This window comes from Geodermatophilus amargosae (assembly GCF_900116515.1).
GTDB lineage: Bacteria > Actinomycetota > Actinomycetes > Mycobacteriales > Geodermatophilaceae > Geodermatophilus > Geodermatophilus amargosae.
In genome coordinates this window covers 119,465-132,439 of the sequence record NZ_FPBA01000004.1, presented here as the reverse complement: position 1 = coordinate 132,439, position 12,975 = coordinate 119,465, and the positions used below count along the sequence as shown (strand labels likewise).

At 76.2% G+C, this 12,975-nt stretch carries 13 protein-coding genes; 7 read left to right on the top strand and 6 right to left on the bottom strand.

Features of this window, described 5'->3' with window-relative positions:
- The first annotated feature begins 34 nt into the window (after positions 1-34).
- The 5 genes from odhI (at position 35) to gcvP (ending at position 5,979) form a co-directional block, all read left to right on the top strand.
- Positions 35-580: an oxoglutarate dehydrogenase inhibitor Odhl gene (gene odhI, locus BM414_RS07815; protein ID WP_093579051.1), complete on the top strand. Its 546-nt coding sequence runs from the start codon at positions 35-37 to the stop codon at positions 578-580.
- Positions 581-585: 5 nt separating this feature from the next.
- Entirely contained in the window at positions 586-1,359 is a 774-nt protein-coding gene (gene ftsR, locus BM414_RS31315) for a transcriptional regulator FtsR (protein ID WP_093578879.1), read from the top strand.
- A gap of 89 nt (positions 1,360-1,448) precedes the next feature.
- Positions 1,449-1,934: a bifunctional nuclease family protein gene (locus BM414_RS07805; RefSeq protein WP_093578878.1), complete on the top strand. Its 486-nt coding sequence runs from the start codon at positions 1,449-1,451 to the stop codon at positions 1,932-1,934.
- Between the two features lie 246 nt (positions 1,935-2,180).
- A complete protein-coding gene (locus BM414_RS07800; RefSeq protein ID WP_093578877.1) occupies positions 2,181-2,756 on the top strand; it encodes a MerR family transcriptional regulator in 576 nt (191 codons plus the stop codon).
- Between the two features lie 235 nt (positions 2,757-2,991).
- Positions 2,992-5,979, top strand: a complete 2,988-nt coding sequence (gene gcvP / locus BM414_RS07795; RefSeq protein ID WP_093578876.1) for an aminomethyl-transferring glycine dehydrogenase — start codon at positions 2,992-2,994, stop codon at positions 5,977-5,979.
- Positions 5,980-6,012: 33 nt separating this feature from the next.
- Here the strand turns inward: gcvP and BM414_RS07790 are convergent, their stop codons facing one another.
- Positions 6,013-6,654 carry a DUF5701 family protein gene (locus tag BM414_RS07790; RefSeq protein ID WP_245784562.1) on the bottom strand — a complete coding sequence of 214 codons (642 nt, stop codon included), beginning with the start codon at positions 6,652-6,654 and terminating at the stop codon, positions 6,013-6,015.
- A gap of 114 nt (positions 6,655-6,768) precedes the next feature.
- Here BM414_RS07790 and BM414_RS07785 point away from each other — a divergent pair, with 114 nt between their 5' ends.
- Positions 6,769-7,620 carry a hypothetical protein gene (locus BM414_RS07785; RefSeq protein ID WP_093578875.1) on the top strand — a complete coding sequence of 284 codons (852 nt, stop codon included), beginning with the start codon at positions 6,769-6,771 and terminating at the stop codon, positions 7,618-7,620.
- Positions 7,621-7,732: 112 nt separating this feature from the next.
- On the opposite strand, the gene BM414_RS07780 is transcribed toward BM414_RS07785, so the two are convergent.
- The 5 genes from BM414_RS07780 to coaA all read right to left on the bottom strand — a co-directional run bounded on the left by BM414_RS07780 (position 7,733) and on the right by coaA (position 12,053).
- Positions 7,733-7,936 (bottom strand): DUF5999 family protein, encoded by a 204-nt coding sequence (locus tag BM414_RS07780; RefSeq protein ID WP_093578874.1) that lies wholly within the window; start codon positions 7,934-7,936, stop codon positions 7,733-7,735.
- 204 nt (positions 7,937-8,140) lie between these two features.
- Positions 8,141-8,257 carry an SDR family oxidoreductase gene (locus tag BM414_RS31310; protein WP_281246719.1) on the bottom strand — a complete coding sequence of 39 codons (117 nt, stop codon included), beginning with the start codon at positions 8,255-8,257 and terminating at the stop codon, positions 8,141-8,143.
- Between the two features lie 46 nt (positions 8,258-8,303).
- Positions 8,304-8,867 (bottom strand): SDR family NAD(P)-dependent oxidoreductase, encoded by a 564-nt coding sequence (locus BM414_RS07775; protein WP_281246718.1) that lies wholly within the window; start codon positions 8,865-8,867, stop codon positions 8,304-8,306.
- Between the two features lie 124 nt (positions 8,868-8,991).
- Entirely contained in the window at positions 8,992-10,992 is a 2,001-nt protein-coding gene (locus BM414_RS29200) for a CehA/McbA family metallohydrolase (RefSeq protein WP_175551485.1), read from the bottom strand.
- A gap of 98 nt (positions 10,993-11,090) precedes the next feature.
- Positions 11,091-12,053, bottom strand: a complete 963-nt coding sequence (gene coaA / locus BM414_RS07765; protein ID WP_093579049.1) for a type I pantothenate kinase — start codon at positions 12,051-12,053, stop codon at positions 11,091-11,093.
- Between the two features lie 113 nt (positions 12,054-12,166).
- Between coaA and BM414_RS07760 the strand changes: the two genes are divergently transcribed.
- Positions 12,167-12,973: a GNAT family N-acetyltransferase gene (locus tag BM414_RS07760; protein WP_093578872.1), complete on the top strand. Its 807-nt coding sequence runs from the start codon at positions 12,167-12,169 to the stop codon at positions 12,971-12,973.
- Positions 12,974-12,975: the final 2 nt, after the last annotated feature.

The following is a 12,975-nucleotide window of genomic DNA, read 5'->3' as shown; positions in this document are numbered from 1 at the left end:
CGGCCGCCCGCGGCAGACCCCCTCGTCCGCGGCGGTGCCCCCTGCACCGGAGGAGACAGACGTGCACTGCACTCGTTGTGGCCACGACAACCCCGAGGGCAGTCGCTTCTGCGCGCAGTGCGGCGCCGCCCTCTCCCAGGAGCGCGTGGGTGAGTCGACCAGCGTCATCCCGAAGGTGGGCGGCGAGGACACCGGCGACGTGCCCGAGGTGGCCGAGCCGTCCACCGACGCCCACGCCGGCGCGGTCGAGTCCCTGCCCGCCGGGTCCGCCCTGCTGGTGGTGAAGCGCGGCCCGAACGCCGGCAGCCGCTTCCTGCTCGACCAGGACGTCACCACCGCCGGCCGGCACCCCGACAGCGACATCTTCCTCGACGACGTGACCGTCAGCCGCCGGCACGTGGAGTTCCACCGCGAGGGCGGCGGCTTCTCGGTGCACGACGTCGGCAGCCTCAACGGCACCTACGTCAACCGCGAGCCGGTCGACGTCGCGACCCTGGCCGGGGGTGACGAGGTGCAGATCGGCAAGTTCCGCCTCGTCTACCTCACCGGCCCGCGCACCGGCGAGCACGCCACCCGCTGACCCCGGTGCCCGGAGCGCCCGCCGGCGCGCACGGGGACGGCGCCGCCGACGCCCGCACCCCCCGACTGACGATCGGGGCGGTGCTGGCGGCGCTGCGCGGCGACTTCCCCGACGTGACCATCAGCAAGATCCGGTTCCTCGAGGGCGAGGGCCTGGTGGCTCCGCAGCGGACGCCGTCGGGGTACCGGAAGTTCTCCCGGGCCGACGTCGACCGGCTGCGCTACGTGCTCACCGCCCAGCGGGACCACTACCTGCCGCTGCGGGTCATCAAGGAGCACCTGGACGCCCTCGACCGGGGGCAGCCGGTGCCCGGCTCCCCGCCGCCCGGTCCGCCGACGTCCGAGCCGGCCGCACCCGGCCCGGCGGTCGACGACGACGGCGGGCGGGACGAGGAGCCGGCCCCCGCTCCGGGGCCGATGGACGCCGGCGAGTTCGCCCGCGCCGCGGGGCTCACGCCCGTGCAGCTGGCCGACTGCGTCCAGTTCGGGCTGCTCGCCCCCGACGCCGAGGGGCGGCACCCCGCGGGGGACCTGCCGATCGCCCGGGCGGCGGCGGGACTGGCCCGGCACGGCATCGAGCCGCGGCACCTGCGGGTGTTCCGCAACGGTGCCGAGCGGGAGGCCGCGCTGGTCGAGTCCCTGCTGGCGCCGGTCCTGCGGTCGCGGTCGGAGGACGCCCGCACCCGGGCGGGGGAGCAGCTGGCCGAGCTGTCCGCGCTGTCGGCGCAGCTGCACCGGGCGCTGCTGGAGGCACGCCTCCGGGACCTGTTGCGCCCGTGACTCCGGCGTACGGTGGACCCTGCCGCCGGACCGGTCGCCCGCCGCGCACCGGCGCCCACCCGTACCGCCGCAGCTGAGGGAGCAACACCGTGCAGGAACTCAGAGTCGTCGGGGTCCGGGTCGAACTGCCCGGCAACCAGCCGATCCTGCTGCTCAAGGAGACGCAGGGGGAGCGGTACCTGCCGATCTGGATCGGGGCGGTCGAGGCCGCGGCCATCGCCTTCGAGCAGCAGGGTGTGCGCCCGGCGCGCCCGATGACCCACGACCTGCTGCGCGAGGTGGTGCGCACCCTCGGTGCCACCCTCGAGGCGGTCAACATCACCGAGATGCGCGACGGCATCTACATCGCCGAGCTCGTGTTCGGCGACGACCGGGTGGTCAGCGCGCGACCGTCGGACGCCGTCGCCCTGGCGGTGCGCACCGGCGCGCCCATCTACGGCGCCGAGGAGCTGCTCGACGAGGTGGGGATCGAGATCCCCGACGAGCAGGAGGACGAGGTCGAGAAGTTCCGCGAGTTCCTCGACCAGATCTCGCCCGAGGACTTCGGCGCCGGCTCGGGCTCCGGCGGCTCCTGAACGCACGGGGCGGGTGGGACCACTCCCGTCACTGTCGTCACACGCGTCCCGGATCGCGGAGTCCGGTCGCGGACGTGCCGATACCACCCTCTCGGGGTAGATGGGGCGACACGCCGCCCGCGTCAGTTGACCGCCCTGGGGGCCCGGCTTACGGTCGCGGACAACACCGGTGTGACCCGTGGGGAAGCGGGAGCACTCCGGGACGCTCCGCCGCGCCCGTGGCGGGACTCGAAGGAGGACGCTGACGTGAGCGACCAGAGCGAGGGCTCCCAGGGTCAGCTCTTCAGCGACGCCGCCGTGGGGGTGACGGACTACGACGAGGTCGACAGCGACCTCGTCGGGTACCGCGGCCCGACGGCGTGTGCCGCCGCCGGGATCACCTACCGGCAGTTGGACTACTGGGCCCGTACCGGACTCGTGGCCCCGTCGGTGCGCAGTGCCACCGGCTCGGGGACGCAGCGGCTGTACTCGTTCCGCGACATCCTGGTGCTGAAGGTGGTCAAGCGGCTGCTGGACACCGGGGTGTCGCTGCAGAACATCCGCAAGGCCGTCGACCACCTGCGCAACCGCGGGATCAAGGACCTCGCCAACGTCACGCTGTTCAGTGACGGGGCGACGGTCTACGAGTGCACCTCGGCCGAGGAGGTCGTCGACCTGCTGGCCGGCGGCCAGGGCGTGTTCGGCATCGCGGTGTCCGGCGCGCTGCGCGAGCTGTCCGGTGAGCTGGCCGAGCTGCCCGCCGAGCGGCTGGACGGCGCGCCGCTGCACACCGCGGACGACGAGCTGGCGATGCGCCGCCGGCGCCGCGCACAGCCCGCCTGAGCTCTCCCCGCCCGTCCCGAGGGGGCGTCCCGCATCCCGCGGGGCGCCCCCTCGGCGTGTCCGGGCCGGCGGCGCGGAGGGGGGACGGCGCACTGCCGGTGTTCCTCGTGCCGTGCCGGTCCTGCGGACCCGGTAGTGCGCGCGACACCGGCAACCCCGGACGACGGCGTCCGGCGGGGCTCGAGCCGTCCCACCGTGCGGGATCGGCCGCTCCAGCGCTGGTAGCGTCGCGGCAATGGCGGATGCTGCTGGCCCCCTCCCGTCGTTGCGCTCCCTGAGCCCCGCAGGCTCCTTCGCCGCCCGCCACATCGGCCCGCGCGGCGACGAGACGGCCGCGATGCTCGAGGCGATCGGGTACGACTCGCTGCAGTCACTGGTCGACGCGACCGTGCCCGAGGCGGTGCGCGACCGCGACGAGCTCTCCCTGCCCCCGGCCGCCGACGAGGCCACCGTGCTCGCCGAGCTGCGCGAGCGGGCGGCCGCCAACGAGGTCAGCGTCCCGATGATCGGGCTGGGCTACTCCGGCACGGTCACCCCGGCGGTCATCCAGCGCAACATCCTCGAGAACCCCGCCTGGTACACCGCCTACACGCCCTACCAGCCCGAGATCAGCCAGGGCCGGCTCGAGGCGCTGCTGAACTTCCAGACGATGGTCGCCGACCTCACCGGCCTGCCCGTCGCCGGCGCCTCGATGCTCGACGAGGCCACCGCCGCCGCCGAGGCGATGACGCTGGTGCGCCGCGCCGGCCGGGCCAGGCCCGACGCCGTCTTCGTCGTCGACGCCGACACGCTGCCGCAGACCCTCGCGGTGCTGCGGACCCGCGCCGAGCCGCTGGGGATCCGCCTGCACGTCACCGACCTGTCCGCCGGGTGGCCCTCCGACCTGCCCGGGGCCGGCGCGTTCGGCGTCCTGGTGTCCTACCCGGGAGCCAGCGGTGCCGTCCGCGACCACCGGGCGCTGGCGAAGGCCGCGCACGCCGCCAGCGCGTCGGTGGTCGTCGCCGCGGACGTCCTCGCGCTCACGCTGCTCGAGGCGCCCGGGGCGTGGGGCGCCGACGTCGCCTGCGGCAGCACCCAGCGCTTCGGCGTCCCCCTGGGCTACGGCGGGCCGCACGCCGGCTACCTGTCGGTGCGCGAGGGCCTGGCCCGTCAGCTGCCCGGCCGCCTGGTCGGGGTGTCGGTCGACGCCGACGGCGACGTCGCCTACCGGCTGGCGCTGCAGACCCGCGAGCAGCACATCCGCCGTGAGAAGGCGACCAGCAACATCTGCACCGCGCAGGTGCTGCTCGCCGTCATGGCCGGCGCCTACGCCGTCTACCACGGGCCCAAGGGGCTGGCCGCGATCGCCGCCCGCGTGCACCGCAGCGCCCTGGCGCTGGCCGGGTGGCTGCGCGCCGGCGGGGTCGACGTCGTCCACGGGTCCTTCTTCGACACGGTGCAGGCGCGGGTGCCCGGCCGGGCCGACGAGGTGGTCGCCGCCGCCGCGCAGCGGCGGATCGACCTGCGCCGGGTCGACGCCGACACCGTCGCGGTCGCCTGCGACGAGACGACGACGCCGGAGGTCCTGCGGCAGGTCGCCGAGGCGTTCGGGGTGGCCGCCGACGAGTCGGCCCTCGACGACGACGGCCCCGACGCGCTGCCGGCGGAGCTGCGCCGGCGCACGCCGTACCTGACCCACCCGGTCTTCTCCGCGCACCGCTCGGAGACGGCGATGATGCGCTACCTGCGCGCGCTGTCGGACAAGGACCTGGCGCTGGACCGCACGATGATCCCGCTGGGCTCGTGCACGATGAAGCTGAACTCCGCCGTCGAGATGGCCGCGGTGACCTGGCCGGAGTTCGCCGGGCTGCACCCCTTCGCCCCCGCCGGGCGGGCCCGCGGCTACCGGCAGCTGATCGACGAGCTGTGCACGTGGCTGGCCGAGATCACCGGCTACGCGGCGGTGAGCGTGCAGCCCAACGCCGGCTCGCAGGGCGAGTTCGCCGGACTGCTGGCCATCCGCGGCTACCACGCCTCCCGCGGCGGGTCGCACCGCGACGTCTGCCTCATCCCGAGCTCGGCGCACGGCACCAACGCCGCCAGCGCGGTCATGGCCGGCATGCGGGTGGTCGTGGTGGCCTGCGACGAGGCCGGCAACGTCGACCTCGCCGACCTGCGGGCCAAGGTGGACCAGCACGCGCAGCGGCTGGCCGCGATCATGATCACCTACCCGTCGACGCACGGGGTGTTCGAGACCGACATCCGCGACATCTGCGCCGCGGTGCACGACGCCGGCGGGCAGGTCTACGTCGACGGCGCCAACCTCAACGCGATGGTCGGGCTGGCCCGCCCGGGCCGGTTCGGCTCCGACGTCAGCCACCTCAACCTGCACAAGACGTTCTGCATCCCGCACGGCGGCGGCGGCCCCGGCGTCGGCCCGATCGGCGTCCGCGAGCACCTGGTGCCCTTCCTGCCCGGGCACCCGCTGGTCGAGACCGGCGGGCAGGGCCCGGCGGTGTCGGGAGCGCCGTTCGGCTCGGCCGGCATCCTGCCCATCTCCTGGGCCTACCTGCGGCTGATGGGTCCCGACGGGCTCACGCGCGCCACCGAGCACGCGGTGCTGGGCGCGAACTACCTCGCCGCCCGGCTGCGCGAGCACTTCCCGGTGCTCTACACCGGCGCCGGCGGCCTGGTGGCCCACGAGTGCATCCTCGACATCCGGCCGCTGACCAAGGCCACCGGCATCACCAACGACGACGTCGCCAAGCGGCTGGTCGACTTCGGCTTCCACGCCCCGACGATGAGCTTCCCGGTGGCCGGCACGCTGATGGTCGAGCCCACCGAGAGCGAGGACCGGGCGGAGCTCGACCGGTTCGTCGAGGCGATGGTGACCATCCGCGGCGAGATCGAGAAGGTCGTCAGCGGTGAGTACGACCGCGAGGACAACCCGCTGCGCAACGCCCCGCACACGCTGAAGATGCTGGCCGGCGGGTGGGAGCGGCCCTACCCGCGGTCGGCGGCGGTGTTCCCGGTGGCCCGGCTGACCACCCGGGGCTACCTGTCCCCGGTGCGCCGGATCGACCAGGCCTTCGGCGACCGCAACCTGGTGTGCTCCTGCCCGTCGCCGGAGGCCTTCGCCGAGCCGGAGCCGGCGCACGCGCCGCAGACGCACGTGCCCGCCCGCGACGAGGGCGCCCCCGACGACCTCGGCACCGCCGCCGACGTGGTGGGCGCCACCGCCTGATCGACCGCCTGATCGAAGGACCCCGCTGCTCCGTCACGTCACCGGCGTGCGGACGGCCACGGAGGCGATGCCGAGCCAGGTGTGCCGGTTGCCCGCCCAGCACCAGCCGACCTTCGCCGCTCCCCGGCGCTCGCGTCCGTCCCGCCCGGTGCCGTTGCTGATCCACAGCGCCGGCGTCCGCGCGTCCAGGGAGCCGTTCGCCCGCCGCAGCCGCGAGCCGACGGTCATCGTGCAGGTGTTGCGCTCGAGCACGTCCGGGCACTGCAGCAGCCAGGTCAGCCCCTCGGTCACCGTCAGCGGCGTCCGGCCGGCGGCCCGGATGCGCGGCAGCGACTCGTCGGGCGTGCAGTTGCGGTACGCGTCGCCGCGGTCCGGGTCGCGGAGCGCGTAGGCCGGCGCGGGCGGGACGGCGTCGGCGAGCGGCGCGAAGTCGTCGAGGTCGGTCATGTCCACCACGACGAACACCGGCCGGTCCCGCCAGGTCAGCAGGTCCGCCAGCGCCGAGGCCGGCAGCAGCGACGGCGCCAGGACGAGCAGGTCGCCGTCGGGGACGCCGGCCGCGACACCGCGCAGGTCGGCGGCGGACAGTCCGGCCCGCTCGTGGGCGCCGGCGCCGAGCAGCCGCTCGACCTGGTTGGCGGGGGAGGGGAGGGTCAGCAGGGCGGCGGTGGGCACGGGGGACCTCCGGCGACGGCGACGGGCGGACCGCGGACCAACGCCCGGGGTCGTGGTCCGGTTCCGACCTCTGCCCCGTCGACGGCGCCGCGGTGCGGGGAGGACCATCGGCCCATGGCGCTGGAGGGTACGGCGGATCGGGTGCGGCGGAGCGCGTGCGCGGCGGTGCTGGCGAGCGGCGCGGTGCTGCTCGCCGCGTGCGGCGGCACGGGCGGGAGCGCGGACGACGAGGCGGCCGGGCCGGGCGCGGTGAGCCCCGCGGCCGCCACCGAGGAGGCTCCCGAGCCCACCCCGGCCCCGGCCGGGGACCCGGGCGGCACGACCGCGTCCGGCGACCTGGCCGGCCGGCTGCTGCCCGCCGAGGCGTTCGGCGCCGACGCCGAGGTCGTCCGCCTGGACGAGGGGCAGCCCGGCCACGACGGTTGGTACGGCGGCTGGGGCCGGGGCGGCTGGCACGACCACGGCGGCGACGACCACGGCGGCGACGACCACGGCGGCTGGCTCGAGGAGGTCACCGTGACGCCGTCCACGTGCGGGGACTTCCTCGAGGCGCTGCCGATGCCGTCGGAGGACGCCGCCGCCCCGACGGTCGCCGCGCAGGCCGCGCACACCGACGCCGTGCACAGCTGGCAGGTGGTCGCCGAGGCGCCCGAGCTCGAGGGGCTGGCGTTGCCGGTCGAGGAACTCGTCGCCGCGTGCTCGTCGGTCACCGTGGACGGCCCCGGCGGGTGGGGCGCCACCGTGCAGCTCGCGCAGGCGCAGGTGCCGGCGGTCGGGGAGGACAGCGGAGCGCTGCAGGTCACGGTCGCGGGGTGGGGACGGGAGATGACGGCGCTGGTCGGCATCGCCGTCGACGGGCCGCGCGGGATGCTGCTGGCCCAGACCGCCGAGCCCGGTGCCCCGGCGCCGGACGCCGCGGCGTTCGCCACCCTCTTCGAGCAGGCCGGAGCGGTCGCCTTCGGGTGACGCCCGGAACGACACGGCGCCCGGCCCCAGGAGGGGACGGGCGCCGGTGTACGGCCTCCCTGCGGGGGCCCGTCGCGAGGTCGCGGGTCGTGGGGGGCAGGGAGGTCCTTCCTCAGGCGGGGACGAGGCCGGCGGTCCGCCACTCGTGGTGGTCGGCGACGGCCCGGCCGTCGGGGAGCAGTTCGCCGTCGTCGTCGAAGAGGACGACGCCGTTGCACAGCAGACTCCAGCCCTGCTCGGGGTGGCTGCTCACGACGGCCGCGAGGTCACGCGCGTCGCTGGTGGCGTCGGGGCAGGGGGTGGTGTGTACGCACATCAGGAGGACTCCCGATCGGGTCGGCGGGGAAGGCCGAGATGTCACTGGCGGTGAACGTCCGGTGACCGGACGTCTACGAGTGTGCGCGCGCCGACAGCACCTGTCAGGTGACGGAACTCACCAGCTGACCCTTTCGGGTCGTCAGTCCTCGCCATGGCGAGCACCGCCGCGGCGGGCGGACCATGCCGCCCGGACCCCGTCGCGTCAGCGCACGAGCATGCCGGCGTCCACCGGCAGGGCCATCCCGGTGACGTAGCGCGCCTCGTCGGAGGCCAGGAACGCCACCGCCGCGCTGACGTCCTCGGGCTCGATCAGCGTCACGTCGAGCAGGTTGGCCACGTCGTCCGGGGACTTGCCCCGTCGTCGGTCAGGGGCCGCCGAACAGCGCCTCCACGGCGGGGTCGAGCACCATGGGGGTGGCCACGCCCGACGGGTTCACGCAGTTGACCCGGATGCCGTGCGGGGCCAGCCAGGTGGCGAAGGTGCGCATCAGGCCGACGACGCCGTGCTTGCCGGCCACGTAGCCGTCCCCCCCGCCGGTGCCGTCACCGCCCAGACCGAAGACGGAGCTGGTGAGCACGACCGCGCCGCCGTGGCCCTGCTCGAGGAGCACCGGCACGGCGGCGTGCACGGTGTTCCACACGCCCACCAGGTTGACGTCGAGCTGGTCGCGGAAGGCCTGCCGCGGATCGGCGGCCGGGTCCATGAGCCCGATGCCGGCGTTGGCCAGGACGACGTCGAGGCCGCCGAGCCGTGCGACGCCGTCGGCCACCGCGGCCGTGAGCGCGTCGGCGTCGCGGACGTCGACCTGCGCGGTCACCACCCGGCGTCCCTCGGCCTCGACCAGCCGGGCGGTCTCGGCGAGGTCGTCCGGCGTGGCGAGCGGATGGGCGACGGTCCCCACCGGCGCGCAGACGTCGACCGCGAGCACGTGGGCGCCCTCCCGGGCGAGGCGAGGGCGTGCGCGCGGCCCCGGCCCCGCGCGGCCCCGGTGACGAACACGGTCTTCCCCTCGAACCTGCGCATGGAGGGAGGATCGGCCGGGTGCGGCGGACTCACCGGTCGGCCACCTCCCGGTACACGGCGCGGGCCCGCTCGACCACGTCGACCAGCGCGCCGAGCTGCTCGTCGCGGTGCGCGGGGTCGAAGCGGCCCTCGGCGGTGACCAGCGCCTCGAGCGCGCCGAGCGCGGACAGGCACCAGCGGGCCGACGCGGGCACCGCCACCCGGCGGCCGCCGACGTCGACGAACACCGGCCCGGTGTGCGCGAAGACGGGCGCGCCGAGGGTGTGCTCGTCGTCGTCGCCGTAGGCCGCCGCGGCCAGCCAGGTCCCGGTCTCCACCGGCACCTCCACCTCCAGGTCGGCACCGCCGGTCTCCGCCAGCACCGCGCCACCGGCGCCGTGCAGCACCAGCCGCTCCACCCCGCCGCCGGTGACCGTGGCGCGGACGGCGAGCCGGTCGCCGGGGGAGCGGTCGAGCACCGCGCCGGGCCCCGCGCCGTCGACGCCGAGGGTGGGCCACGGGCCGTTGGTGACCACGGTGCGGCCGGCGGCGACCGCCGACCGGAACGCGGCGGCGGTGAGCTGCTCACCGCCCAGGTGCGCGTACACCCGGCCCCAGCCCGGCGGGTTGGACGCGACGCCGGGGCCGTGGGCGAAGGAGAGGAAGACGTCGGTGCCGGCGACCGCCGCGAGCCGCAGCCCGCAGTCGAGCAGCCGGTGCCACAGCACCACGGCGCCGCGGTCGTCGAAGCAGGAGACCACCTCGACGGCGTCGACCAGGCCCAGCGCGGCGTCGGCAACCAGCTCGCGGGCCTCGACGGTGCGGGCCGGCGCGTACAGCTGCCCGACGTCGGTGAGCGCCGAGTACACCGGGTGGGCGTAGGTGGCCAGCCCGCCCCGGTCGCGCAGCGCGGCGCAGACGGCGGCGTTGGGCGGCCAGTCCCACGGTGCGGCGGTGCCCTCGTCGCCGGAGTGCAGGACCTCCGGCACGCCGGCCAGGCCGAGCGCGTGCACGTGCCCGAGCAGGCCGTTGCGGTACTCGAGGCCGGCCACCCCCACCCGGTCGCCGGACCACAGCTCGGTGCCGGCGGTGGCATCGAGCAGCTCGCGGTCGTAGACCAGCGCCCCGCCGAGGTTCCCGGCGACCAGCTGCACCAGGTGCAGGCCCTCGCCGGCCTGCATGCGGGCGGCGTCGGCCGGTTCCAGCACGGCGTCGCCGGAGTAGTTGAGGTGCACGTGCAGGTCCCCGCCGTACCAGCCGGCGGCCGCGGGGTCGAAGCGCCGCTGCGGCTCCCAGGTGACCTCCGCGGTCCCCCCGGGGGCGGGGTCCACCGTGAGCGTGGTGCGCCGGTACTCCAGCCCGCGGGCGACCACGACCTCCAGCGGACCGGCCGGGACGTCGAACTCGGCCTCGCGGGCGTGCCAGTAGGGGCGGTGCGTGACGTCCCACTTGGCGGGCAGGCCGGGTGGCCCCCACCCGCCGCCGGTGGCGTCGGTGACCGACCAGCGCGCGCACACCGGCGCCGAGACGCGCAGCCGGGCCGCCGGCACCTCCCGCACGGCGACGACGTCGGCCCGCGCCGGGCCGCAGGTGACCGGCACCGCGGGCGCGGCCGGGTCGACGTCGACCACGGCCAGCCCCACCCCACCGGCCGGGACCGCGACCGCGGTCCCGGCGACGGACACCGTCCGGTCCTCCCGCGCGTCGGAGAGCACGACGACGTCGATCGGCAGGGACGCGCCCGCCGGGCCCGGCCGCGGCGGGCCGGTGCGCACGGTCAGCTCCCCGCCCGCGCCGGCGGTGACGACGGCGACCCCGGCGGGCGGGTCGCCGTCGCCGAGGGCCGCGCGGACGGCGGCCGGCCAGTCACCGGTGGCGGCGGCCGCGTCGAAGGCCGGCCCGAGCAGGGAGAACCGGGCCCACCGGAACAGGTCGGGCAGTGCGCCCTCGCCCCAGCCCCAGCCGTGCGCGTCCCGCATCCGGCGGTAGCCGGCCAGCGCCTCCAGCACCGGTGCCGGCAGGCCGAGCACCGCGTCCTCGCCACAGCACATGCCGGCGACCCTGGCACGATCCCCGGCCCGATGCGCCCGTTATCCCCAACTCAGCCACTGAAACCGGCGCACGGGAAGACGACCGCGAGGGGAGGGGGTCAGAGCTTGCGCAGCAGGACCCGGCGCACCGAGTGGTCGGCGGACTTCTGCAGCACCAGGCGGGCGCGCGACCGGGTGGGGGCGATGTTCTGCCGCAGGTTGGGCCCGTTGACCGCCGCCCAGATGGACAGGGCGGTGGTGCGCGCGTCGTCGTCGCTGAGGTCGGCGTAGCGGTGGAAGTAGGCCGAGGTGTCGGCGAACGCGGTCCGGCGCAGCGCGAGGAACCGCTCGACGTACCACTGCTGGATGTCGGTCTCGGCGGCGTCGACGTAGACGGAGAAGTCGAAGAAGTCCGAGAGGAACACCTCGGGCAGCCGGCCGTCGTCGCGGCGGCCGGCCTGCAGCACGTTGAGCCCCTCGACGACGAGGACGTCGGGCCGGTCCACCACCTGCCGCCGGTCGCCGAGCACGTCGTAGGACTGGTGGGAGTAGACCGGCGCGCTGACCTCGCCGCGGCCGGACTTCACGTCGGCGAGGAAGCGGATGAGTCCCCGCCGGTCGTAGCTCTCGGGGAAGCCCTTGCGGGCCATGAGCCCGCGGGCCTCGAGGACGGCGTTGGGCCACAGGAACCCGTCGGTGGTGACCAGGTCGACGCGCGGGGAGCCGGGGGCGGCGGCCAGCAGCGTCTGCAGCAGCCGGGCGGTGGTGCTCTTGCCGACGGCGACGCTGCCGGCGACCGCGATGACGTAGGGCACCTTGGCGGTGGTGTCGCCGAGGAAGCGGTTCTGCGCGGCCCACAGCCGCTGGCTGGCGGTGACGTGCAGGTTCAACAGCTCGGCCAGGGGCAGGTAGACGGTGGCGACCTCGTCGAGGTCGATGCGGTCGCCGAGGCTGCGCAGCGCCCGCAGGTCGGCCTCGTCCAGCGGCAGCGTGCGGGCGACGGCCAGCGCTCGCCACGCGTCGCGGTCGAACGCCGCGTAGGGCGAGATGGAGGGGCGCGTCCCGGCCGTCACGGTGCCCATCGTGCCGCCCGGGTCCGCGCGGCCCCGTCGCCGGGTCACCCGCGGGGGTGGGGCGGCGGCACCGGCCGGGCTCCTCGGGCGCTCTGGCGGGGAGGCGCGTCTAGGGTGCCGGTGTGCCGTCCCGCCCCGGGCTGCTCGACCGCGTCGAGCAGTACGCCGTCGTCGCGTCGCTGCCCGACGCGCCGCCGGTGGCCGCAGGGGCGCTCGCCGTCCCGATCGGCCCGCCCGCCTGGCCGTTCCCCGCCCGCCCGTACCCGGGCACCCGCACCGTCCCCGCCGACGACGTCCGCGCCGCGGTGGCGCTGCAGGAGGAGGCGGGGCTGCCGGCCGCCGTCGAGTGGGTGGTCGACCGGACGCCGTCGCTGGCCGCGGCCGCCCGCGCGGCCGGGCTGCTGGTCACCGAGTTCCCGCTGCTGGTCGTCGACGACCCGGTCGAGCTGCTGCTCCCGCTGGGCGTGCGGCTGTACGTGGTGGGCGGCGACGACCCGGCCCTGCCGCACTACCAGCACCTGCTGGAGACCGGGTTCGCGCCGCACGCCGCCGAGGGACCGGGGAACGCGGGGGAGGACCCGGCCCCGCCTGACGAGGCGCGCACCGCCGTCCTCCGCGAGCGGGTCGCCACGGGCCGCACGGTGGTGATGGTGGCCGTCGAGGACGGCACGCCGGTCGCCGTCGGCTCGCACCAGCCGGTCGACGTGGACGGCACCGAGATCAGCGAGGTCGTCGGCGTGGCCAGCTCGCCGCGCCGGCGCGGCCGCGGGGTCGGCGCGGCGCTGGCCTCGGCGCTGGTGGCCCAGGCCCGCGAGACCGCCGACCTGGTGTTCCTCACCGCCGGGGACGACGACGTCGCGCGCGTCTACGAGCGCGTGGGCTTCGCCTGGCTGGGCTCCACCGGCGTCGCCGCCCGCCCGCCGGACTGACC

Coding starts and splice junctions, on each gene's coding strand:
- gcvP (WP_093578876.1), top strand. CDS start 2,992: ATGGCGGATGCTGCTGGCCCCCTCCCGTCGTTGCGCTCCCTGAGCCCC.
- BM414_RS29200 (WP_175551485.1), bottom strand. CDS start 10,992: ATGTGCTGTGGCGAGGACGCGGTGCTCGGCCTGCCGGCACCGGTGCTG.
- coaA (WP_093579049.1), bottom strand. CDS start 12,053: ATGGGCACCGTGACGGCCGGGACGCGCCCCTCCATCTCGCCCTACGCG.
- BM414_RS07785 (WP_093578875.1), top strand. CDS start 6,769: ATGGCGCTGGAGGGTACGGCGGATCGGGTGCGGCGGAGCGCGTGCGCG.
- BM414_RS07780 (WP_093578874.1), bottom strand. CDS start 7,936: ATGTGCGTACACACCACCCCCTGCCCCGACGCCACCAGCGACGCGCGT.